Annotated in this window: 26 protein-coding genes; 13 read left to right on the plus strand and 13 right to left on the minus strand. The window is 53.7% G+C overall.

Annotated features, from left to right (window positions below; all coding sequences use genetic code 11):
* The first annotated feature begins 39 nt into the window (after positions 1-39).
* The 9 genes from BUA85_RS06200 to dtd all read left to right on the plus strand — a co-directional run bounded on the left by BUA85_RS06200 (position 40) and on the right by dtd (position 8,670).
* Positions 40-840 carry a pseudouridine synthase gene (locus BUA85_RS06200; RefSeq protein WP_072899963.1) on the plus strand — a complete coding sequence of 267 codons (801 nt, stop codon included), beginning with the start codon at positions 40-42 and terminating at the stop codon, positions 838-840.
* A 64-nt stretch (positions 841-904) separates the two neighbouring features.
* Complete coding sequence (locus tag BUA85_RS06205; protein WP_072899964.1) at positions 905-1,744, plus strand: TerC family protein; 840 nt, start codon at positions 905-907, stop codon at positions 1,742-1,744.
* A gap of 257 nt (positions 1,745-2,001) precedes the next feature.
* Positions 2,002-2,889 carry a 5-bromo-4-chloroindolyl phosphate hydrolysis family protein gene (locus tag BUA85_RS06215; protein ID WP_072899966.1) on the plus strand — a complete coding sequence of 296 codons (888 nt, stop codon included), beginning with the start codon at positions 2,002-2,004 and terminating at the stop codon, positions 2,887-2,889.
* Positions 2,890-2,903: 14 nt separating this feature from the next.
* A complete protein-coding gene (locus tag BUA85_RS06220) occupies positions 2,904-4,100 on the plus strand; it encodes a toxic anion resistance protein (protein ID WP_072899967.1) in 1,197 nt (398 codons plus the stop codon).
* A 6-nt stretch (positions 4,101-4,106) separates the two neighbouring features.
* Positions 4,107-5,060 carry a DUF2927 domain-containing protein gene (locus tag BUA85_RS06225; protein ID WP_072899968.1) on the plus strand — a complete coding sequence of 318 codons (954 nt, stop codon included), beginning with the start codon at positions 4,107-4,109 and terminating at the stop codon, positions 5,058-5,060.
* Positions 5,061-5,083: 23 nt separating this feature from the next.
* Positions 5,084-6,199 (plus strand): SPFH domain-containing protein, encoded by a 1,116-nt coding sequence (locus BUA85_RS06230; protein WP_072899969.1) that lies wholly within the window; start codon positions 5,084-5,086, stop codon positions 6,197-6,199.
* Positions 6,200-6,228: 29 nt separating this feature from the next.
* Complete coding sequence (locus BUA85_RS06235; RefSeq protein ID WP_072899970.1) at positions 6,229-7,326, plus strand: TFIIB-type zinc ribbon-containing protein; 1,098 nt, start codon at positions 6,229-6,231, stop codon at positions 7,324-7,326.
* 16 nt (positions 7,327-7,342) lie between these two features.
* Positions 7,343-8,236 carry a carbohydrate kinase family protein gene (locus tag BUA85_RS06240; protein WP_072899971.1) on the plus strand — a complete coding sequence of 298 codons (894 nt, stop codon included), beginning with the start codon at positions 7,343-7,345 and terminating at the stop codon, positions 8,234-8,236.
* Positions 8,233-8,670, plus strand: a complete 438-nt coding sequence (dtd, locus tag BUA85_RS06245) for a D-aminoacyl-tRNA deacylase (protein WP_072899972.1) — start codon at positions 8,233-8,235, stop codon at positions 8,668-8,670. Before BUA85_RS06240 ends, dtd begins: the two co-directional genes overlap by 4 nt.
* Here the strand turns inward: dtd and BUA85_RS06250 are convergent, their stop codons facing one another.
* Positions 8,671-9,150 carry a CAP domain-containing protein gene (locus tag BUA85_RS06250; RefSeq protein WP_083526219.1) on the minus strand — a complete coding sequence of 160 codons (480 nt, stop codon included), beginning with the start codon at positions 9,148-9,150 and terminating at the stop codon, positions 8,671-8,673.
* Between the two features lie 211 nt (positions 9,151-9,361).
* Between BUA85_RS06250 and BUA85_RS06255 the strand changes: the two genes are divergently transcribed.
* A complete protein-coding gene (locus BUA85_RS06255; protein WP_072899974.1) occupies positions 9,362-10,813 on the plus strand; it encodes an aldehyde dehydrogenase family protein in 1,452 nt (483 codons plus the stop codon).
* Between the two features lie 21 nt (positions 10,814-10,834).
* On the opposite strand, the gene BUA85_RS06260 is transcribed toward BUA85_RS06255, so the two are convergent.
* The 3 genes from BUA85_RS06260 to BUA85_RS06270 form a co-directional block, all read right to left on the minus strand.
* Positions 10,835-12,388 (minus strand): trimethylamine methyltransferase family protein, encoded by a 1,554-nt coding sequence (locus BUA85_RS06260; protein ID WP_072899975.1) that lies wholly within the window; start codon positions 12,386-12,388, stop codon positions 10,835-10,837.
* 78 nt (positions 12,389-12,466) lie between these two features.
* Positions 12,467-13,180 (minus strand): HAD family hydrolase, encoded by a 714-nt coding sequence (locus BUA85_RS06265; protein ID WP_072899976.1) that lies wholly within the window; start codon positions 13,178-13,180, stop codon positions 12,467-12,469.
* Entirely contained in the window at positions 13,177-13,455 is a 279-nt protein-coding gene (locus BUA85_RS06270; RefSeq protein ID WP_072899977.1) for a DUF3572 domain-containing protein, read from the minus strand. Before BUA85_RS06270 ends, BUA85_RS06265 begins: the two co-directional genes overlap by 4 nt.
* A gap of 89 nt (positions 13,456-13,544) precedes the next feature.
* On the opposite strand from BUA85_RS06270, the gene BUA85_RS06275 reads away from it, so the two are divergent.
* Positions 13,545-14,921, plus strand: a complete 1,377-nt coding sequence (locus tag BUA85_RS06275) for a diguanylate cyclase (protein ID WP_072900446.1) — start codon at positions 13,545-13,547, stop codon at positions 14,919-14,921.
* Here BUA85_RS06275 and BUA85_RS06280 read toward each other — a convergent pair.
* From BUA85_RS06280 to BUA85_RS06295, 4 genes are all read right to left on the minus strand, one after another.
* The gene (locus BUA85_RS06280; protein WP_072899978.1) at positions 14,918-15,388 is read right to left on the minus strand and encodes a periplasmic heavy metal sensor; all 471 of its coding nucleotides are present in this window, start codon (positions 15,386-15,388) and stop codon (positions 14,918-14,920) included. The two genes, BUA85_RS06275 and BUA85_RS06280, sit on opposite strands and share 4 nt — an antisense overlap.
* On the minus strand, positions 15,381-15,734 hold the full coding sequence (locus tag BUA85_RS06285) for a hypothetical protein (RefSeq protein WP_072899979.1): 354 nt from the start codon (positions 15,732-15,734) through the stop codon (positions 15,381-15,383). Before BUA85_RS06285 ends, BUA85_RS06280 begins: the two co-directional genes overlap by 8 nt.
* Positions 15,721-16,302 carry an RNA polymerase sigma factor gene (locus BUA85_RS06290; RefSeq protein WP_072899980.1) on the minus strand — a complete coding sequence of 194 codons (582 nt, stop codon included), beginning with the start codon at positions 16,300-16,302 and terminating at the stop codon, positions 15,721-15,723. Before BUA85_RS06290 ends, BUA85_RS06285 begins: the two co-directional genes overlap by 14 nt.
* A 69-nt stretch (positions 16,303-16,371) precedes the next feature.
* Positions 16,372-16,857 carry an EF-hand domain-containing protein gene (locus BUA85_RS06295; RefSeq protein ID WP_072899981.1) on the minus strand — a complete coding sequence of 162 codons (486 nt, stop codon included), beginning with the start codon at positions 16,855-16,857 and terminating at the stop codon, positions 16,372-16,374.
* A gap of 165 nt (positions 16,858-17,022) precedes the next feature.
* Between BUA85_RS06295 and BUA85_RS06300 the strand changes: the two genes are divergently transcribed.
* A complete protein-coding gene (locus BUA85_RS06300; protein WP_072899982.1) occupies positions 17,023-17,403 on the plus strand; it encodes a DUF983 domain-containing protein in 381 nt (126 codons plus the stop codon).
* A complete protein-coding gene (locus tag BUA85_RS06305) occupies positions 17,404-18,081 on the plus strand; it encodes an NUDIX hydrolase (protein ID WP_072899983.1) in 678 nt (225 codons plus the stop codon).
* Here the strand turns inward: BUA85_RS06305 and BUA85_RS06310 are convergent.
* From BUA85_RS06310 to bcoG, 5 genes are read right to left on the minus strand one after another with little or no spacing between them, the layout of a single operon-like run.
* Positions 18,078-18,980: an EamA family transporter gene (locus BUA85_RS06310; RefSeq protein WP_072899984.1), complete on the minus strand. Its 903-nt coding sequence runs from the start codon at positions 18,978-18,980 to the stop codon at positions 18,078-18,080. The genes BUA85_RS06305 and BUA85_RS06310 overlap by 4 nt on opposite strands.
* 32 nt (positions 18,981-19,012) lie before the next feature.
* The gene (locus tag BUA85_RS06315) at positions 19,013-19,765 is read right to left on the minus strand and encodes an SDR family oxidoreductase (protein WP_072899985.1); all 753 of its coding nucleotides are present in this window, start codon (positions 19,763-19,765) and stop codon (positions 19,013-19,015) included.
* Complete coding sequence (locus BUA85_RS06320; RefSeq protein WP_072900447.1) at positions 19,762-21,225, minus strand: carnitine 3-dehydrogenase; 1,464 nt, start codon at positions 21,223-21,225, stop codon at positions 19,762-19,764. The genes BUA85_RS06315 and BUA85_RS06320 overlap by 4 nt, the downstream gene beginning before the upstream one ends.
* A gap of 34 nt (positions 21,226-21,259) precedes the next feature.
* Entirely contained in the window at positions 21,260-21,808 is a 549-nt protein-coding gene (locus BUA85_RS06325) for a lipocalin family protein (RefSeq protein WP_072899986.1), read from the minus strand.
* A complete protein-coding gene (bcoG, locus tag BUA85_RS06330) occupies positions 21,805-22,716 on the minus strand; it encodes a 3-dehydrocarnitine:acetyl-CoA trimethylamine transferase BcoG (protein WP_072900448.1) in 912 nt (303 codons plus the stop codon). Before bcoG ends, BUA85_RS06325 begins: the two co-directional genes overlap by 4 nt.
* Positions 22,717-22,754: the final 38 nt, after the last annotated feature.

Here is a 22,754-nt window from a genome sequence, read left to right on the forward strand (position 1 = left end):
TCATTGCCAAGATGGGGGTGTGTCGCCTATGGCGTTGGCATGAGCAATACTCCTCCTCCCGGCGACCGGATCGCCAAAGTTCTCTCTCGTGCCGGTGTTGCGAGCCGCCGAGAAGCCGAACGGCTGATCGAAGCCGGCAAAGTCAGCGTCAACGGCAAGGTAATCACAAGCCCCGCGCTGAATGTGACTGAGAAGGATCGGATTTCAGTTGACGGGAAACCTGTTAAGGAACCTGACGCTGAACGCATTTGGCTTTACCACAAACCTGCGGGATTGGTGACAACAGAACGCGATGAGAAAGGGCGCGATACGGTTTTTGCCGCCCTACCCGAAGATATGCCGCGTGTGATGTCTGTCGGTCGTTTGGACTTAAATTCTGAAGGGCTGTTGTTGCTGACCAACGACGGTGGCGTCAAACGCAAGCTTGAATTGCCATCGACCGGTTGGCTTCGGCGGTATCGCGTTCGGGTCAAGGGCAGCGTAACCGAGCCGCAGTTGGAGCAGTTGCGCAAAGGGATTACCGTCGAAGGCGTTCGCTACCAACCCATGGATGTGACATTTGATCGCCAGCAAGGCGCGAATGCGTGGCTCACGATCGCTTTGCGAGAGGGCAAGAACCGAGAAATCCGTCGCGCTATGGAAGCGATTGGTGCAGTCGTGAATCGGCTGATCCGCGTAAGCTATGGGCCATTTCAACTTGGAAACCTCAAATCAGGTGAAGTCGAAGAAGTTAAGCGCCGCGTTGTGCGGGACCAACTTGGCCTTGATCCTAAGCCAAAACCTCAAAGAACGCGCACTAAAGGCGCGAAACCGACTATGGGGAAAAAGCGGAAAGGTTGAACCCTTGCTGGAATCTGTCCCTCGGTGCATGCTGTGGCAAAAATAGCCAACCGGGGACATATTAATGGCTGATCTTCTTACGCTGGAAAACGCGACCAATCTTTTGATGTTGTGTTTTCTTCAAGCGGTATTGGGTTTTGATAATCTTCTTTACATTTCAATCGAAAGCAAACGCGCACCAGAAGGCCAGCAGAAAGCGGTTCGTACTTGGGGCATCATCATTGCTGTGGCATTGCGAATCGTTCTCTTGTTCACGATGATCCAGCTTCTGGCTTCGCTGTCCGAACCGTTCTGGTATTTCGAGTGGGAAGGCGTTTTGACGGGTGCGGTCAACTTTGCGACCTGCGTATTCCTCTTTGGTGGTTTCTTTTTGATGTACACTGCCGTGAAAGAGATTTCGCACATGCTGACGATCGAACATCTCGACCATGATGTCGAAAAACGGGAAAGCAAATCAGCAGTTCAGGTGGTTGCTTTGATCGTGATGATGAACCTAATTTTCTCATTTGATTCAGTGCTTTCTGCGCTGGCGATTACAGATGTTTTTATCATTCTAGCGATTGCGATTGGCTTATCCGGCGTTGCGATGCTGTTGCTAGCGGACCGGGTTTCTGAGTTCCTCGAAGCGAACCGTATGTACGAAGTACTTGGTCTATTCATCCTTCTGATCGTGGGTGTGGTGCTTTTAGGTGAAGCCGGCCAAGCTGCCGTCCATGGTGTCGAAAGCATGGGTGTGCCCCATCAAGAAGCGAAAGACTTGGCGCTCAAGGTCTTTGGCTTCGAAATCGTGCCGATGTCGAAAGCGACATTCTACTTCTCCGTCGTCGTGTTGGTTATCGTCGAAGTTCTACAAACCGGTTACAAAAGAAAGCTAGACGCGGAACGGAAAGCCGCGCGCCACTAATTGAAAATGTTGTTTTAATTCATATGTGTAGGGAGTGAATTTGAGGGCTAAACCGTGTTTAGATTGATCTTAGTACTGGTGCTTATCTTAGTGGTGACAGCCGCAATCTTGATCACAATATCAGCCATTTCAGCCGCAAAAACGGCCACTCAGATTGCAAGAGGTGACAATATGCCAAGTGCATTTCAGAACATAGCCTATGTGGCACTCTTAATTCTTATGATTGGCATCTGCGCTGGTCTATTGGGACTGGCCTGATGGCTAAGCGGTTCGGTGGAAAATACAGCCCGGACGGGTCAAATGATGGCTCGGAGGCAGCCCAGAAGGCAGTCTTCGATGAACGCGTCGTTGATGCCGCAGGTGCGCGGGCGAACATTCTGTTTTTGCCGGGTATTTTGCTTCTCTTCACATCACTGAATGATGGGCCTTTTGTCCTTGTTTTAGCCCTTATAGGTGCAGGGATATTGACGTTGGCGGCATGGCTCTTGCGTGAAGGTCTTCGCGCGGAAGCAGCATACAATGCCCGTAAGGTCGCGCGCCGCCCATCGATCCCTCGAAAGATGTTTGCCAGCGCTTTGACTGGCATTGGGATCGGTATAGCCGCCTACTCCGGCGACAGCGGAGTGATTGGTTCCGTTCTTTACGGAGCCATTGCAACAGCTTTGCATGTCGCAGCCTTTGGTATTGATCCGCTCAAAGATAAGGGCATGGAAGGGATTGATACGTTCCAGCAGGACCGCGTCGCCCGCGTCGTGGATGAGGCGGACGAGCATCTTCAAGATATGCAAACGCAGATAGAACGTCTGAGAGATAGACAATTGGAAAACCGTGTTTCGGCTTTTCAGGCCACGGCACGCCGAATGATCCGTACAGTCGAAGAAGACCCGAGAGATTTGACTGCCGCACGGAAATACCTGGGCGTCTATCTGCGCGGCGCACGGGACGCGACGGTCAAATTTGTAGATCTCTACGAACGCAAACCGGACCCAGACGCGCGGGCAAATTACGAAGCCCTTTTGGAAGACCTTGAGCAAAATTTCGCAGCAAGGACAGAGAAGATGTTGCTCGATGATAGAAGCGACATGGATATTGAAATCAAAGTGCTGCGCGATCGATTGCAGCGCGAGGGTGTGAGCCTGAAATAATACGGGGGATTATTATGTCTGAGACTATTCGCGAACAAGCGCAGGCCAGCTTGGCTGAAGTTGAAAAAGTGACAGCCGTTGTGCTGCCAGAACCGGCTGGTGACTTGGTTTCGCTGGAGGGCGCCGACACAGCAACCTCAGCCGAAATCAACAAACGTATGGCCGAGTTGGATATGACCGACACGCAATCGATCGTCTCATTTGGCTCCAACGCGCAAGCAGAGTTGCAAGAGATTTCCCAGTCGATGCTGCAAGGCGTTCGAAACAAGGATGTTGGTCCGGCAGGTGACAGCCTTCGGAACATCGTCAGCACCATTCGCGGGTTCTCGATTTCTGAACTCGACACGCGCAGAAAGCGGAGCTGGTGGGAACGTCTGACCGGCCGCGCAGCGCCCATGGCCAAGTTTGTTGCGCGATTTGAAGAGGTTCAGGGTCAAATCGATATGATCACGGACGATCTCTTAAGGCATGAGCATGTCCTTTTGAAGGATATCGAAAGCCTTGATGTGCTCTACGAAAAGACGCTCAATTTCTACGACGAACTTGCACTCTACATCGCTGCGGGCGAAGCCAAAATCGCCGATCTTGATGCGAATGAAATCCCAGCGAAAGAAGCCGATGTGCAAGCGGCGCCAGAAGACCAAGGCGTGATGAAAGCGCAAGAGCTGCGCGATCTACGCGCGGCGCGGGACGATCTTGAACGCAGAGTGCATGATCTGAAGTTGACGCGCCAAGTTACGATGCAGTCTTTGCCATCCATCCGGCTCGTGCAAGAAAATGACAAGTCGCTGGTGACAAAGATTAACTCCACCTTGGTCAATACTGTACCACTTTGGGAAACTCAGTTGGCTCAAGCCGTCACGATCCAGCGCAGTGCAGAAGCAGCTGAGGCTGTACGTGACGCAAATGATCTGACGAATGAACTTCTTAAAGCCAACGCGGCCAACTTGCGCGATGCCAACAGCGTTATCCGCCAGGAAATGGAACGCGGTGTGTTTGACATCGAAGCTGTCAAAGAGGCGAACGAAAACCTGATCGCGACCATCAACGAAAGCTTGGAAATCGCAGACGAAGGAAAACGCAAACGCGCTGAAGCTGAAAAAGAGCTTCAGAATATGGAACATGAGCTTAAAGAAACGCTCGCTTCCGCTAAGGCACGTCAGACCGGGACCGGTGATACCATCGGAACCGCTGCAGGTGCGGGCGATTAAGAGCTTATGAAACTGATCGACAAGGCCAAAAAACCACTGGGCACTTTGTGTCTGGTGGGCCTTGTCGGATGCACCTCTCCACTTTGGGAAAGTGAAGGGCCGAATGCACGCCCTGACGGTGTAAGCGGCATAACAGAAGTCGTTCCGCCAAGCGAGGAAAGCATCGCTTTGGCGACCTACTATCAAAGGCTTCAGAATGACCTTCTGACACAAGGGCTGTTACGTACTGACGGCGGTGGCGTGGACACACCCTTTACGGACACCATCCTTACACGGAATTTTGTCCGGATCGCGCTGTTCGACGAATACGTCACCGACGGCGATTTTCTGAAACCGCAGGCGACGCTTTCAGACCTCAGACGATGGGGAAAACCAATTCGGATGTCTGTGGTGTTCGGCAAGACAGTTACCGAAGAGCAGAAAATCAAAGACCGTGCCGAAGTCACTGCTTATGCCGAGCGCCTCGCCCGCCTAACTGGCTTGGACATCACTGTCACGGACGAGAACCCGAATTTCCATGTGATGTTCCTGTCTGTGGATGACGCGGATGCCTTTGAAGAGAGGATAAAGATGCTCCTTCCCGGCATCGCGCGCTCTGGCCTCAATGCGCTTTTGCGCCCACCGCGCGATCAGCAATGCGTTGTGGCAGGGTCTTTCGAAGGCGATTCATCGCGCTATGACCGAGCCGTCGCAGTGGTGCGTTCGGAACACCCCGACATGTTGCGCACGGCATGTATCCACGAAGAACTTGCGCAAGGATTGGTGTTAGCAAATGACAGCCCCCAAGCACGGCCGTCTATCTTCAACGACGACGAAGAGTTTGGTCGTTTGACGACGCATGGCGAGCTTTTGCTCAAAATCCTATATGATCCGCGTTTGGAGACGGGGATGGCCCCTGCCGAAGCGGCACCAATTGCACGTATGATCGCCCGTGACATCACGGCAGCGACCCCTAGTTAATGAAGTAGAAAGGAGCCTAACAGATGGGCATTCTTGATTTCCTAACCGGCGAATTTATCGACGTCATTCATTGGACAGATGAAACTCGCGACACAATGGTTTGGCGGTTTGAACGTCATGGGCACGAGATCAAATACGGTGCCAAACTGACGGTCCGCGAAGGTCAGGCCGCCGTGTTTGTGCATGAAGGTCAGCTTGCCGATGTATTCACACCAGGCCTTTACATGTTGGAAACCAACAACATGCCGATCATGACCACGCTTCAACATTGGGATCATGGCTTCAAGAGCCCGTTCAAATCGGAAATCTATTTCGTCAACACAACCCGCTTCAGCAATCTGAAGTGGGGCACCAAGAACCCGATCATGATCCGCGATCCAGAGTTCGGCCCGACACGTATTCGGGCCTTTGGAACCTACACGATCAAGGTCTCTGATCCCGCGACATTTATGCGTGAGATTGTCGGCACCGATGGCGAATTCACAATGGACGAGATCAGCTTCCAGATCCGGAACATCATCGTGCAGGAATTCAGCCGAGTGATCGCACAGTCAGGTATTCCAATTTTGGACATGGCCGCCAACACCGCTGAGCTTGGCAAGCTCATCGCAACGGCGATCGATCCGACGATGAAAGAATACGGGCTGACGATCCCAGAACTATACATTGAAAACATAAGCCTACCGCCCGCCGTTGAAGCGGCTTTGGACAAGCGCACGTCGATGGGTCTTGCCGGAGATCTGAGTAATTTCACTCAATATTCCGCTGCTGAGGCGATGACTGCGGCCGCGACCAACCCAAATGGTGGGGGCGGCATGGGTGCCGGTCTTGGCATGGGGATGGGCATGGCGATGGCCCAGCAGATGGCCCAAGGTCCTTGGGGTGCTGCGGCGCAACCTGCCGCGGCAGCGCCTCCTCCACCGCCACCGCCGGTGGAGCACGTATGGCACATCGCAAAGGATGGAAACGTCACTGGACCATTTTCCAAGGCGACGATGGGTCAAAAAGTAAGCAGCGGCGAACTCACGCGCGAAAGCATGGTTTGGACCCAAGGACAGGATGGCTGGTTGCCTGCAGAGGACGTGCAGGAACTTGCACAACTCTTTACAGTGCTTCCTCCCCCTCCACCGCCCGCTTAGGATAGAAGCAACTTTCGACGAATGATCCTATGACAGACGCAGTTATTGAAGAGCATCGCTTCCCCTGTGATGCTTGCGGTTCAGACCTTCGCTACGATCCAAGCGAGCGAGAGCTCACGTGCGATCACTGCGGCAACAAGCAGTTCATTGAAACACCGTCACACGTGAGTGGTGGCTTGAAGGAACTCGATTTTCACACCGCGATCCAAGATCAGTTGCCTGACGCAGAAATCGAAGAAACGCGCGTTATTAACTGTCAAAATTGCAGCGCACAGATCGAGTTTCAAAAGGATGTCCACGCAACAGAATGCCCCTATTGCGCTACGCCTGTCGTAAGTGACACCGGGCTTCATCGCCATATCAAGCCACGCGGTGTGCTTCCTTTTGCGATGGAAGAAAAGCAGGCGCGAGGTGCTTTAAAATCTTGGCTTGGCGGGCTTTGGTTCGCGCCCAACGGGCTTCGTGAATACGCCCGTAAAGGGCGCAAAATGAACGGCATTTACGTCCCCTACTGGACCTTCGATGCAGATACCAAAAGCCGATATAGCGGCCAGCGCGGCACCTATTACTACGAAACACGAACGGTGATGAGAGACGGCAAGCGCCAGCAAGTTCGTGTCAGGAAGACACGCTGGCGTTCGGCAAGTGGCCGGGTCGCTCGTTTCTTTGATGATGTATTGGTTTTAGCGTCTCGGAGCCTTCCAAAGAATTACACGGATGGACTTGAGCCCTGGGACCTGTCCGAACTGGAACCTTACAATCCGGAATTTTTGGCGGGTTTCCGTGCCGAAGGGTATCAGGTCGACTTGGAAGACGGCTTCAAGGAAGCGCGTGACTATATGGACCGTATGATCTTGCGGGATGTGAAGTATGACATAGGAGGCGATCAGCAACGGGTCTCCTCCGTGGATACGACCGTGAAGGACGTGACGTTTAAGCATATCCTCCTTCCCGTTTGGGTCGCCGCATATAAATATCGAGGCGAAACCTATCGTTTTGTTGTGAACGGTCGGACAGGTCGCGTTCAGGGCGAACGCCCCTATTCGGCTTGGAAAATCGGTTTTGCCGTCTTGATTGGTTTAATCATTGCCATTGGCGTCGGATTTGTTATCGCTAACAGCCAATAACTGATTGGACCCCGACATGATTTTATGCTGCGGCGAAGCGCTGATTGATATGCTGCCCCGTCAATCCACAAATGGCGAAGATTGCTTCGCGCCGCTTGCTGGCGGAGCGGTCATGAATACAGCCGTCGCTTTGGGCCGCCTAGGGGCAAACGTTCAATTCTTTTCCGGCCTTTCCAATGACCTTTTTGGAGAAATTCTTAAGGACCATTTGGCATCGTCTAAAGTTGATACGTCACCGGTGCACTGGAGCGATGACCCAACGACGCTTGCCTTCGTTAAATTGGTCGACGGCCACGCGTCCTATGCGTTCTACGATGAGAATACAGCCGGTCGGCTACTGAGTGTGGATGACTTACCTGAAGTGACTGCTGACGCGCTGTTCTTTGGGGGTATAAGCCTTGTGGTTGAACCTTGTGCGACGGCCTATGAAACCCTGTTGCTGCGCGACTCTGCTTCTCGGCTGACGATGATCGATCCAAACGTGCGGCCTTCGTTCATCAAGGATGAAGACCGTTATCGGGCGCGGATCAACAAGATGATGGCTGCGTCTGACATTGTGAAAACGTCGGATGAGGATCTTGACTGGCTGACAGGGTCCACCGATGCGACTTCACTTTTGTCCTCCAAGACCAAAGTTGTCCTTCTCACGCGAGGGGCTGATGGCGTGACGATCTTAACTGAAGCGGGATCGACGGATGTTCCTGCTCAGAAAGTCGACGTCGTCGACACCGTTGGCGCAGGTGACACCTTTAATGCAGGTTTCCTTGCAGGACTATCGCAACAAAATTGCCTGTCCCAAAGCGCCCTACTTGGCGCTGATCTAGTGAGTGCGGCAGAATTAGGAGCCAAAGCCGCAGCCATCACGGTCAGCCGTGCAGGCGCAAACCCACCTTGGGCGAACGAACTATGAGAGCGCTTCTACAAAGAGTTTCATCGGCAAATGTCGTTGTCGATGGCGAGAAAATCGGCGCGATTGATCGCGGGTTGCTGATCCTAGTGTGTGGCATGCAAGGCGATGACGAGACCAAACCTAGGCAACTCGCGGCCAAAATCAGTAAGTTGCGCATTTTCCCCGATGATGCGGGAAAGATGAACAAATCAATTGTTGATATTGGTGGCGCGGCCTTGATCGTTAGCCAATTTACATTGGCGGCGGATACGTCTCGAGGCAATCGACCTGGGTTTTCGCAAGCTGCGCCGCCCGAATTAGGCAACGCACTTTACGAGCAGTTTATCGAAGAAATCGTCGCGCTGGGCATTCCAACCCAAACAGGATCGTTCGGGGCAGACATGAAAGTCGGCCTGACTAACGATGGCCCTGTGACGATTTGGATGGACGTCTGATCAGCAACTTTTGGCGACAACTAGAACCCAATTTGGTCCTTTGGGCCCCATCGTGATGCCAATCCCGAATTCCTGAATGCGCGGATGAAGCATGATGTTTCTGTGGCCTGCTGAGTTCATCCAGCCAGAGATGATTTGCTCACTGCGAGGGTAGCCCCAAGCGAGGTTCTCACCGACTAAGCAGTGATTATACCCTGCAGCTCGAACGCGGGCCGAGCTGTTTGAACCATCCGTACCGCGATGACCGAAGAAATCATTCGACGCCATATCGCATGCATGAGCCATGGCAGCCTGACCCAACTTGCGATTGAAAGACACTTGGCTTTGCCCATTGGCAGCACGGCTCGCGTTCACGCCGCGAGCGATCTCAGACGCCAAAGCATTGACGTTGTCAGGTGTGGTGCAGCTGCGCGAAGCTGAAGCTTGAGTTCCAACAGTGGCGAGCAAACCAGCTGCAATCATCAATACAAAACGGTTCATTGGCAGACCCATATTTCTTAGCAGACAGCGTTAATGATGCTCTTTGAAATGGGCAATCTGATGGCAACCACGGGACGTCGCAAAGGCGTTTACACGCCGATTGAAGGCAAAACTTCGCTGCGTCGGTCATGGAAAAGTCTGTGTCGTTAAGCTGCTTGCAAGCAGGTATAGGCTTGGGCATCACCTAACAAACAAATGGGGGGTAGGACCTGTGACGCGCTTTAATGACTACTATAAAAACTACATCGACGGCGCTTGGGTCGATGGTGGTGCTGGCAGGATTGAAGTTACCAATCCCGGCACGGGCGCCGTGCTGACGGAGCACGCTTTGGCGAACGCTTCAGATGTTGATCGCGCAGTACAAGCGGCAAAACGCGTTCATGAGTCTGGCGTGTTGACGACGCTGCGCCCTGTGGAAAGAGGCCGTATGGTCAAGGCCATGGGGCAATACATCCTCGACAATGATCAGATGTATGCGGAGATGCTGAGCGAAGAACAAGGCAAGCCACTTTGGGAGGCTTTGATCGAGATTAGAGGGGCTGCGCGCTACTTCGAATATTACGGCAATCAAGCGGAAACCGTCGAAGGTAAATCGATCCCACTCGGCGATGGGTATATCGATTATACGGTTTACGAACCCTACGGCGTGACAGCGCACATCATCCCATGGAACTACCCTGTTGAGATGGCCGCTCGCTCAGTTTCAGCAGCTCTGACGACCGGCAACACCATCGTCGTGAAAAGTGCCGAAATGACCCCTGTGACGTCTATGATTTGGGGACACGCGGCAGAAGCCGCAGGGCTTCCAAAGGGTGCCGTGAACGTGCTCTGCGGGTATGGTCACGAAGCGGGGGCGGCTTTGGCTGGACACCCAGATGTCCGTCAGGTCGTCTTCACTGGCTCCGTCGCAACAGGAACGCGTGTTGCAGAGGCAGCCGCGAAGAACGTCGTTCCTTGTGTTCTAGAGCTGGGAGGAAAATCGGCAGCCATCGTACATGACGACGCCGACCTTGACGCGTTCGAAAGGGACATCCGTTGGGGTATTTTCTTCAATGCCGGTCAAGTTTGTTCTGCAATGAGCCGCGTCATCGTGCATGAAAGCCGTAAGAATGAATTGGTCGACCGCGCTGTCGCAATTGCGCAATCCCTCTCTGTTGGACCGGGCATTGATCGACCTGAGTTTGGCGCCAACATGGGTTCAATGGTTTCAGAACAGCAGCGAGATCGCGCCTTAGGGCTTATTGCAGGGGCCGTCGATCAAGGTGCAACGGTTGCCACTGGTGGTCATGCTCTAAACATCCCTGGCGCGTTCCTCGAACCGACCATCATCTCTGACGTCACACCACATATGACCATCGCTCAAGAAGAAGTCTTTGGGCCGGTGATGTCGGTTCTGTCGTTCAAGGACGAGGAAGAAGCACACCAAATTTCCAATAGCACCGAATTTGGATTGGTTGGCGGGGTGTTCACCAAAGATCTCGGGCGTGCCACCAGAGCCACGCGCGCTATTCGCGCAGGTCAGATTTTCGTCAATGAATGGTACGCGGGGGGTGTCGAAACGCCATTTGGTGGTTTCGGTAAATCCGGCTACGGACGTGAGAAAGGGCGCGAAGCGCTTTGGAATTACGTCCAAACTAAGAACGTCGCGATCAAGATGTCCTAGGCTGCGGACAGCACCGTCGGATCAAAAATCCGTCGGTGCTCCACCTTCTTCTTTTCGCTTCGCGACAAAGGCTTGCAATTCTTCCTTGATTCCCTCGTCCATTGCCGGCTCTTCAAAGGTATTGATGATGTCTTTGAAGGTCTGGTGCGCCCGCTGCGCCGTCCAGATCCCGCCGACGACTTCCCACGCCTCGAAGTTGCGCCAATCTGAAACAAAGGGCTGATAAAAGGCTTTTTCATAGCGCTGTTGGGTGTGCTCAATGCCGAAATAGTGCCCGTTTGAGCCAACTTCCTTGATCGCATCAAGCGCGATCTCTTCCGGACCTGTCTCCGTAATCACAGGCTCCATATAGCGCTGGATCATTTGCAAAACTTCACAGTCCATTACAAACTTCTCTGGCGAAGCGATCAACCCGCCTTCAAGCCAACCCGCCGCGTGATAGACCATATTGGTGCCAGCTTGCACAGCGGACCAAAGCGAATTCGACGTTTCCCACATCGCTTGACCGTCAGGTACGTTGGCCGCACAAACGCCGGAGGCGCGCATCGGCAAGCCATAGTGCCGCGCCATTTGGCCAGTCATCTGAGTCGCGCGCATATATTCGGGCGTCCCAAACGCGGGTGCGCCCGATTTCATGTCTACGTTAGATGTAAAGGTGCCGATCACGCACGGCGTGCCCGGATTGACGTATTGGAACAACGCAATCGCACTGAGGCCTTCCGCAATGGACAGCGTAACGGCACCGGACATCGTGACCGGCGCCATAGCACCCGCCAATGTGAATGGCGTAACAACAACCGCCTGCCCTCTTCGGGCAAGACGCAGGCATCCATCAATCATGGGTACGTCATGCTTAAGCGGCGATGTCGAATTGATGTTCGTATACATATGCGGATTGGACTCGAATTCCTCATCCGTCATCCCGCCCGCTATGCGCACCATCTCCATCACATCTTCAACGCGTTCTTTCCCCAGCGAATAGGCGTGCGCCACTTTGTCGGTCAGAACCATCTTGTCGTAGACTACATCCAAATGGCGCACCGATGCGTGCACATCGACCGGTTCGACAGGGTAGCCACCCGCGAAATGGATGCAGTTGAAGTGTTGGGTGAGGCGCAAAAGGTTCGCACATTGCGCCCGCGTGCCTGGAACCTTTTTTCCAATCTCAAGGTCGAAATAATTTGGTGGCGAGGACACATTTCCGAACAGGATATGGTTGCCGCCAAAGGTAATCTTTCGATCAGGATTGCGTGGCGTGATATCGAATTGTGATGGCGCATGGCCGATCATCTCCATCACCCAATCGCGGCCCATGCGCACATTGGTGCCATTCACGGTGCATCCAGCCTCTTTGAATAGCTCTAGAGCTTCTTCATTGAGAAACTCTATCCCGATGTCTTCAAGGATCGTCATCGCACCATTGTGGATCGCCGCGACGCCCTCTTCATCAAGCGGCTCCGTCGGTCGGTCGATATTGACGGGAATTCGCCACGGCATCTGATCAATTGAAGCTGTGGCTCTTCTAGCGGCGTTGCCCGCGCGCCCTCCGCCTCTGCGTCGTGCTGTACGGCCCATGATCGATCCTCCAAGTCTTCCACTCAGAGTGATGCGATGTTCCGGCAGTTGATTTTCGGTTTGCGACAAATTTTGTCGCTAAACGCGACCAGTTCGAAGCCAATCCGGCAATTGAGCGATGCTCGTAAGGACGACGTCTGCAAATGGCGCCAGCTCTTCTTCCGGCGCAGGTCCGGTCAAAACCCCGACACAGATCATACCCGCGGCACGGCCAGCATCGAGGTCATGAGTGCTATCACCAACCATAACACATTCATCGGGTTGCAAACCTTCTTGCTCGCAAAAGCCAAGCAGCTGTCCGGGTGCAGGTTTTCCACCATAGCCACTGTCGAAGCCCGCGATGAAGTCAAACGCCTGTTCCACACCGGCCCGCGAGAGGTGGCTTCTTGCTGGTCCTTCGGCGTCGTTTGTTGCCACGCCGATCTTTAAACCCAACTCTTTCAATTCGGCCACAAAAGCACCCAACGGTGTCGCCTCTATCTGCGGCACCTGAGTGGCCGCGTCGTTCATACGTTTGATCAAGCCCGATTTATCGTCAGACTTAAGCACCTCAAGTATCGCGTCAGCAGTCACTTCAACGGTTTCGGCGATAACGATGCTGCCTGGACGGAACACCTTATTTTCCAAGTCATAATCGAGCCGATCAGCAAGCCGTTGCTTCAGAACACTATCGCCTCGGGTTTCCGCAGCGATCATGGTCTCCGCCCATGCGCCCCACGTTGCGTTGAAATCAAATAATGTGCCGTCCTTGTCGAAGATCACACCTTTGATCTGATTGGATCGATCGCTCATGTCCAATGTACCTGTTCTGCGCCCGGCAAAGCATATCGAGCACGAAGTGGATCCTCGTAAGCAAGGTTAATCGTGTCACAGAAATCCTTAACCCACGCATCATCCATCGTTATGAATTCAAGGACCGACGCTTGAAATTCGTGATCTGTCGCGCGCTGTCTTAGTTCCACTTCAGATGTCCCCGTAGACCCAAGAAAAACGGGCAAAACCTCGTCATTGCCGACCAGCCAAGCAAGTGCCTGAAGGGCTATGGTTTCAGCGATTTCAGGCGACATTCAACATCCTTTCTGAATCGGCAACGCATTCTTAACAAATTTGTTTCAACTTGATGACGGGAAGCGGTCAACCGCCAGAAGGAATCAAGATGACAGGCAAGATACTCATTCTCGACAGCGTAGCCACCAATCGGATCGTTATGAAGGTCAAATTGGCCGCGGCGCGCTACGAAACACTCACTGCCGCGACCTGTAAAGACGCCCTTCAATTGATGGAACAGGACAGACCCGATCTTTTGCTCATAAATCTTTCGGATCCAGTCGAAGACGGCCATCAGTTTTGTAAAAGACTCAAGACAAACCCGAAATTTCGGGACACCGCAATAGTAGCTATTGGTATCGCGGATACAGCTCGCGTGCGTTTTGCGGCACTTGATGCAGGTGTCGACGAAGTTTTACCTCATCCCATTAGCGACGCACTTATGCTGGCTCGAATACGTGGCCTGCTGAGGCGTCGCATAGCCAACCTCGAATGGGACATTAGAAATGAGACGTCGCAAGCACTTGGCTTTGAGGAAGAGGTGGCACCAATACTTGCGCCTGCTCATCTTTGCCTTGCGCCAGGCAGTGCGAACCGCACATCAGTCCTCAAGAACTTGTTCGCAAATCTTACTCAGTTCCGCGTTTCAGTCCGAATAGGCGCAGGAGCATTGGCCACTTCGGCGGAGAATGCGCCCGGCGACGTCTTTGTCATCGATGCTTGGAATATTGATGCCTGTGCATTGGTATCCGATATCTACTCCCGTCCCAGTTTGCGCAATTCGCAAATTATGGTGATCGCTCCGAAAGGTCGCGCCGACATTGCGGTTCAGGCATTGGATTTCGGGGCTGGCGAGGTGGTTTATGATGACATCTCCCTAAATGAGCTATCGATACGTATCGATAGCCTGATACAACACAAACGCCGGCAAGATAGACAACGCAAATGCGTTTTGTCAGGCTTGGAAGCTGCCACCTTGGACCCACTGACAGGCCTGTATAACCGACGCTACGCAAAAACGCACCTAAAGAGCGTCGCCGAACAGGCTTTTGCAAAGCGCGAAAGCTACGCCCTTCTGATCTTCGACATCGACCATTTCAAACAGATCAATGACCGCTTTGGGCATGCTCATGGAGACCTTGTTCTCAAGAAGGTCGCGAATTGCCTGGAGCAAAATTTCAGAAGCTTGGATCTCGTTGCTCGCATCGGCGGCGAAGAGTTTTTAGTTGCTATGCCAGAGACATCATTGTGTCAGGCAGAGCTTGCCGCAGAACGGGTCAGAGAGACCATCGGCCGCGAAAGCTTCGACTTTGACCGTTCCGAGGGTGCAATAAACGTAACAGTCTCTGCTGGTGTCGCAGTCGACGACGTTCTCGGCAAATGCCTTACACCGCCAGAGGTCCTCTTTAGCAAAGCAGACGCAGCCCTATACGAAGCGAAAGCGTCCGGTCGGGACAAAGTCGCGCTCAGCGAGCAAGCCGCTTAAGGTTTCCGACGCTGCTGCGAGGCTCGCTCGAGCTTATCTGCAAAGGCGGCCCGCTCATCTTGCGTCATGCTTTCTACTTGAGCAACAAATGCGGCGCGCGCAGCTGACTGAAGAACCCTTGCGCGTTCCCTCGCCCCCGCCAGCGCTTGATCCAAAGCAACCGGATCAAATGTTTCGGCGCGAAGGACTTCGAGAACGTTCTCGATCATGCCATCGCTCCGAGAACGACCCAGTTCACGAAGTTCAGGATTGCGTCGTAAAGAGCGCCCAATTTCGCGTCTTTGTTCCGGTGTTAAGGCCATCCCGATTGGGCCTAAGCCAATCTCAAACGCTTGCGGTGGTTTCCCGCCAGCAAATCGAAATCCGACACCAGCCACGACCCCAATTACGGCGACGTTAAAGGCCAAAGAGACCGCAAAGATGACTTTCCAAAGTCGGCGCGGTTTTTGTTCCGAACTGTCAGCCATCTAGCGTTACCTCATCAAAACCAGCGAAGTCGTCCACAAAAGAGACCGACGTTGTGTTTCCCATAGCGTTTGCGACCCAATCATCAACGACGTCTGGCGGCGTGAGTCCAATCCAAAGACCTGCAACGCCAGCGGCCGTCACGCCACTTAAAGCCGGCCAGCCGCCAACGCCGGAAAGCAATCGATCCCAAAAAGAAGCTTTTGCGGCCGAAACAGATGATGCTTTCGGCTGACACTCATCCGCATCTGCGAGGACGCGAGTTAGTAGGTCATCCGACGGTTCCACATTTTCTGAACGTGCTTCGTCAAACAAAGACGCCAGTAGCTGGTCATCAGGTTGTGTCATCTTCAAACCCCAATTCTGCCTTTTGCTCCGCCAGAAGCACGATCAAACTTCGTTTTCCACGCGCCGTTAGATTTTCCACCGCAGTAACGGTGATGTCCATAATTTCTGCAATCTCAGGATTGCTAAGGCCTTCTAAGTGACGCAGCGCGACTGCCTGCGCCTGACGTTCCGGCAATTGTGCTAACGCATATTTCAACGCAAAAACACGGCGTTTGCTTTGTAGCTCGCGTGCCGCTGATGGGTTTCCGTCGTCCACTTCGGCGATCTGATCCAACCCCACGTTGCCACGACGCTTGCGCAGCCTATCCGTACAAAGGTTGGCGACAACGCGATACAACCAGGTACTGACTTTAGCCTCATCTTGCCGCCAGTCAGGTGCGACCTTCCACAACCGGATCATCGCCTCTTGCGCCACATCCTCTGCCTCTGCCCGATCATTCAACATGCGCGTCGCCTGCCCTAGCACCTTCGGAAGCAGGCGCCGCGTCAGAACTGTCGCTGCATCTGGGTCGCCGTTTGCATAGGCCACCAAGAGTGCAGCATCCGGTGCGTTTGAAAGATCGGTCATTGAGCCCTTTGGTACTCATAACAGAATTGGCAAGCAATGAGCGGGGCGCAAGCCCCGCTCATGAGGTGCTTATCCTTCGTCGCTGTCGGAGCCGCGGTCAGATTTTCCGCCATGGCGTCCGCCGCGTCCACGCTCTTTCGCAGTTTCGAATTCTTCCTCACTGATGGCACCGTCGTCATTTTCGTCGATGCGTTCAAATATGCGTTCCGCCATAGCTCCACCGCGGCGTTCACGCATCTGGGCCAGTTCATCTTGAGACAATTCACCATCTCCGTTTGTATCCAGGCGCTCCATCATGCGATCGATGCGATTTGCGCGGCGCCCTTCGGCGGCCGCTGTCAGTTCTTCGACCGACAATGACCCGTTTCCATCGATATCTGCGGCCGCGAACCGCGCCTGACCCTGAGCTTGGAGTTCTTCCATTGTGATTTGCCCATCGCCGTTCGCGTCCAAAGTCGAAAAGTCTGGGCGATCTCCACCCGGTTTGGCTTGAACATCCGCCGCAGTCATGACCAAAGCCGCTGTGATACCTGCCATCAATACTGTCGTTTTCATCTTGTTCCTCATTTCAAAGACCCGACCAATCGCCGGAGATATTGTTGAAACGGGAGCATTTTGACTTTCCGTCGCAAAAAATCGAAAAAAGTTTCGCGATGCCGTTTTCCTTCTTATTTTTTGGCCTCAAAGGGCATAGGTAGACCTCGAAGAAGGAACCTGAAAATGTCAGACGTTGTTGAAGAACGCGAAATGAAACCCGCCATGTGGCGTGGGTTAAAACGTAAGTGTCCCAATTGCGGTCAAGGGTCGCTTTTTGCGGGGTATCTTAAGACGGCGGACAGTTGCTCTCACTGCGGTCAGGATTTCACGGCACATCGTGCGGATGATGGACCTGCATATCTGACCATTCTTGTTGTTGGACATATCATCGGCTTTGCAATGCACTTCATCTGGAGCGCTTATCGCCCTGATCCCTTGACAATGGCGCTGGTTTTGACGGCGGGAAGTGTCGCACTATCGCTGTGGCTTTTGCCACGGCTCAAGGGCATGATTATCGCCATCCAATGGGCCAAGCGGATGCACGGCTTTGGGAAAGAGGCCTAATTGACGTCCAACGTCCCTATTCGAGACGCCGCAACGGTTATCGTTCTCCGTGATCAAGCGACGGACCCCAAAGTTCTTATGGGCCAACGGGGCAAAACCGCGGTTTTCATGCCGGGGAAATTTGTCTTCCCGGGCGGCGCAATTGATCAAAATGACCATCAAGTGCCTGTTCATGGCCTGCCAGCGGACACGACCGCTCAATTGAATGAGGAAAGCCTTATCCCAGCACATGCGATTGCCGCAGCGGCTGTCAGAGAGCTTTGGGAAGAAACAGGGCAGATCCTTGGACAGCACGGGGAATGGACGGATGCTCCTCAGGGATGGCGCGGGTTCGCCAAATCTGGCCATGTTCCCTTTGCACCTTTTGAGTTTTTCTTCAGGGCGGTCACACCAGAAGGCCGGCCGCGTCGGTTCGACGCGCGCTTTCTGCTTCTTGAAGCAGAACATCTTCAGAGCGACATTGATGATTTTTCGCTGGCCGAGGACGAACTGTCCCATTTGCAATGGGTCCCGTTGCATAGCGTGCGTCAATTCAACTTACCATTCATCACGAAAGTCGTTCTTGCCGAACTAGAAGATAGAGTCGCCAATGGTCCTGCTGGGCGCGCTGTCCCATTCTTTAGAAATGACGATGAAGATCGCCTTGTCAGCAGAATTGGTGGCGCGTGGCCCGGCTAGCCTATCAATATGAGCGCGAGGATACTGAGCGTCAGTAACCCCAATCCTTGCAGTTCGCGGGAGGTGACTTTTTCACGGAAAAACAAAGCACTGGCGGCAAGAGAGAAGATTAGTTCGATTTGCCCAACCGCATTGACCAAGGCTGCAGTTTGCATAGTGAAGGCCGTGAACCAGCAGATTGATCCTGCCATGCTGGTGAGGCCAACTAAGGACGCAATGCGCCACGCCCGAAGCACCCGCATTATCTCTCCACGTTCTCGCCAAACAAGCCAGACGGCCATGATCGCAACTTGAAACGCAGTGACGAAGGCGAGCGTAAAGATCGCGCGGAAAAAGACGTCGCCTTCCGCGATCGAGAGCGATGCGCCGCGATAGGACACGCCAGAGAACCCAAAAAACAAGCCGGACAAAAGCCCGAGGCCCGCTCCCTTGTTAAAGACACGGGAGCCGAAGCTGCCAACCGCGTTCGGTGGATCGCTCAAAAGCAAAACACCTGCAAAACCGAGTAAAATCGCGAGAAACGACATCCAATCAATGAAGTCGCCTAAGACGACAATGCCAACGATGGCACTCAGCAAGACTTCGGTTTTCTTGAATGTGATCCCAACAGCGAAATTTCGGTGCGCAAATAGAGCTACGACACACATCGTCGCGAGGATCTGGCTCAATCCACCGATAACGGCGAACATGAAGAACCGGCCATTGAAACTGGGGAGGCCCTGCTCAGTCACACCTGCGTAGGACAAGGCAATGACCAAAACCAAAGGGGCCGAATAGATGAACCGAGCGAATGTAGCGCCTGTCGTCGAAAGCTTGGTCGCCTTAAGATGTTTCTGGAGCATAAAGCGTACGGTTTGCGCCGCCGCCGCCATGACCGTTATCCAAACCCAAGCTTCCATGGCTGATCTATGACCCGATTATTCAGGGATAGCTAGGGTTTGGGATCGGGGTTTTCCGTGTGGCCATCCACCGCGATCACCTGACCAGACACCAGTCTTGCCCCGTCAGAGCCCAAGAAAACCGCCATATTGGCGATATCTTCAGCGGTCACAAAACTGCGCATCGACGTACCAGCAGCATAGCCTTCGTAGACCTGATCACGGGTCATGCCCTTTGCTTTGGCTTCCCGCTCCAACACGCCTTCCATCCGAGGGCCTTCAACCGCTCCTGGCGCGATTGCATTCGCACGCACGCCGTAAGGACCAAGTTCCATGGCAAGCGTCTTCATCAACCCGATAATCCCCCACTTCGCCGCGGCATAGGGCGCGCGGTTGGGGTAGCCATATATGCCTGCTGTTGAGGAGGTGAAGACCATCGCACCGCTCTTTTGAGCTTGCATGAGAGGAACCGCGTATTTCGAGGCCAAAAACGCACCTTCAAGGTTCACAGCCACGCATGCACGCCACGCGTCCAATTCGACATCTTGAACCGCTGCCGTTGGGCCGGCAATGCCGGCATTGGCACAAAGTACGTCCAAACCTCCCCAAGTCTGTTCGATCTCTTTGAACAGGTTGGCCACGTCTGCTTCATCCGAGGCATCAACGACAGATGCCTTGCCAGACAGGTCCTGCAACGCCCGATCATTGATGTCCGTCACCCAAACGTCACACCCGTCCGCAGCGAAAGCGTCTGCCATCGCACGACCGATGCCAGAACCCCCGGCAGTTACTAAGACCCGTTTCATTTCACACCCACAGATGACCCTGCCCCGTCAGGCAGCGGCAATGCAGAATGTGCTTTAGCCACTGTGGTCAGCGGCCCAGCAACTTGCGGCCCGGGCTCAGATGGTCTGCGCGTCTCAAGGCTCACATGGATCAGCATATGCTCCCCCGTCGCCAAAAGCCGTTCGCCTTGCCACATCCGATGGAAAACATGCATCTTTTTACCAGCGCCGACGATGCATTGCGTATCGACCCGAATGGTTTGGCCCGCGTGCACTTCGTCCAAATGACGAATGTGCGTCTCTACAGTAAAATAGCTCCCACCGTTCTGAATATATTCAGCGTCGCACCCAACGATCAGCATAAATCGATCCGTAGCGTCGCCAAATGCCTGAAGATACCGCGCTTCATTCATGTGACCGTTGTAGTCCGTCCAATCGAGCGGTACGGCGCGTTCTATCGTCTTGATCGGCTGCGAAACATCTTCAACCTCATCAAGCGTTTCGGCAATGCGGCTGACGCGTTTATCCTGCGCGTTCAATATCTTACCTGCACCCCAGTCCTGAGCTTTGAGGCCACGAAGGATTGATACAAGGTTGTTATCTCGCGCCCGTTCAAGCTCTCGAATACTATACTGACCCGACTGCGCATCTGATTGATCGGCGATCATATCCGTCAATTCTTCGGTCAACTCGGGCACGTCCATCAGCTTAGTCCAAGGCCAGCTGAGTGCCGGTCCGAACTGAGAAATGAAATGGCGCATCCCCGCCTCGCCACCGGCAACACGATAGGTCTCAAACAATCCCATCTGCGCCCAGCGCAAACCAAAGCCATAGCGGATCGCATCGTCGATTTCTTCCGTTGTTGCGATGCCGTCTTTAATGAGCCAAAGCGCTTCCCTCCAAACAGCCTCCAAGAACCTGTCCGCAATATGGGCATCGATTTCAGCCCTTACTCTCAAAGGGTACATGCCAATAGAGGTCAAAATCTCACTCGCACGGTCAAGGCGTTCAGGATCATTTGCGCCGGTGCCAACAACCTCAACCAACGGCAAAAGATACACTGGGTTGAACGGATGGGTGACAATAATCTGCTCTGGACGGGACGCCGTACTTTGAAGCTCAGAAGGTTTGAACCCGCTCGTCGACGATCCGATAATCGCGCTTTCGTCGCAGTGTTCTTGCAACGTTTGATAGACCTTCTGTTTCAGCTCCAACCTTTCTGGAACGCTTTCCTGTATCCAGGTCGCACCATCCACGGCCTCGGACATGGTTTCACACAACGTCAGACTACCTTCAGCAGGCAAATCGGTATCTGAAAGCCCCGGCAAAGACCGGCGCGCATTTGCCAGAACCTCACCCATCTTCCGTTCAGCCTCGGGATCAGGGTCAAAAAGCCTCACATCCCAACCCATCAATAAAAAGCGTGCAGCCCAACCGCCGCCAATGACGCCACCGCCAATGAATGCTGCCGTCTTCGTCATACTATCTTCCTTAGATTGCGCCCAACCCGAGCGGCTATTGTTCGACAATCAACAAACGATCCAGATCGTAGCCGTTGAAATCCAAGATTTCTTGAGCCGCGGCCATCCGATCGTCCGAAATTTCAGGCGACCTATTCAAGATCCAACCGGACCGTCCGTTCGGCGCACCAACCACTGCAGTCTGGTAATCTTCATCGACCCAAAGCACCCAATAATCCGACGCTCCGAATGGAACTGATGGAAAAGACACTTCCAACCGACCCGGCCCAACGATCTCTGCACTGCCTTCGATCGTGCTCTTTATGGTTCCATCTGGGTTGCGGCAGGTGTTCTTAACCGAAATACTCCCGTCTTCTTGCGCACCGTATTCCGCCGTTACGCCAGCGCAACCAGCCTCAAAAGGAACGGGAAACCGGGCAACTTCGTACCAAGTGCCCAAGTATTTCTCTGGTTCGAACAAAGCCACGCTCGCAATGGGCACATCTGTTTCGCGATAAACCTCAAAAAAGCCACCAACTTCATCATCAAACAGCGCCGCGCACCCGGCCAAAGCGACAAAAGCACCTGCTACAAGCGCCCTCATGCGGACGGGGCCCGTTTTGTCAGACCGAGTTTCGTTCGAACTTCTTCAGGGCCTATGACGCGGGCACCTAGGTTTTCGATGATACCCGCAGCCCGCTCGACCAATTGTGCATTGGTTGCCAAAACACCTTTGTCGAGCATCAGGTTGTCTTCTAAACCTACCCGCACGTTGCCTCCTGCAAGAACCGAAGCAGCAACATATGGCATCTGACTACGACCCAACCCGAAGGCGGAGAAAGTCCAATCGTGAGGGACATTGTTGACCATCGCCATGAAGGTGTTCAGATCGTCAGGCGCGCCCCACGGCACACCCATGCACAACTGAACCAATGCGGGGCTGTCCAAAACGCCCTCTTTGACCAATTGCTTGGCATACCAAAGATGACCTGTGTCAAAGGCTTCGATCTCAGGCTTAACGCCCAATTCGGTCATCATGGTGCCCATCGCCACCAACATGCCCGGCGTATTGGTCATAACATAATCGGCCTCGGCGAAGTTCATCGTTCCGCAATCGAGGGTGCAGATTTCAGGAAGACATTCCGCCACATGCGTAACCCGCTCCGTTGCGCCGATCATGTCTGTACCTTCAGCAGTAGGGAACGGCGCCTCAGATGAGCCGAACACGATATCGCCGCCCATACCTGCAGTCAGGTTCAAAACGACATCAACCTCCGCATCCCGGATGCGATCCGTCACCTCACGATAAAGCGCCAAATCCCGCGCTGGTGTCCCCGTCTCAGGATCGCGCACGTGACAATGCACAACGGCCGCCCCTGCTTTCGCGGCATCAATGGCACTGTCAGCAATCTGTTTCGGCGATCGCGGCACATGCGGGCTGCGGTCTTGCGTGCTTCCCGACCCTGTCACAGCGCAGGTAATGAAAACCTCTCTGTTCATCTCCAAAGGCATAACGATCTCCCCTTCGTCTTTTGAGCCCAAAGTACCTC

Origin of the sequence: Cognatiyoonia sediminum (assembly GCF_900129845.1) — a bacterium.
GTDB classification, from domain to species: domain Bacteria; phylum Pseudomonadota; class Alphaproteobacteria; order Rhodobacterales; family Rhodobacteraceae; genus Cognatiyoonia; species Cognatiyoonia sediminum.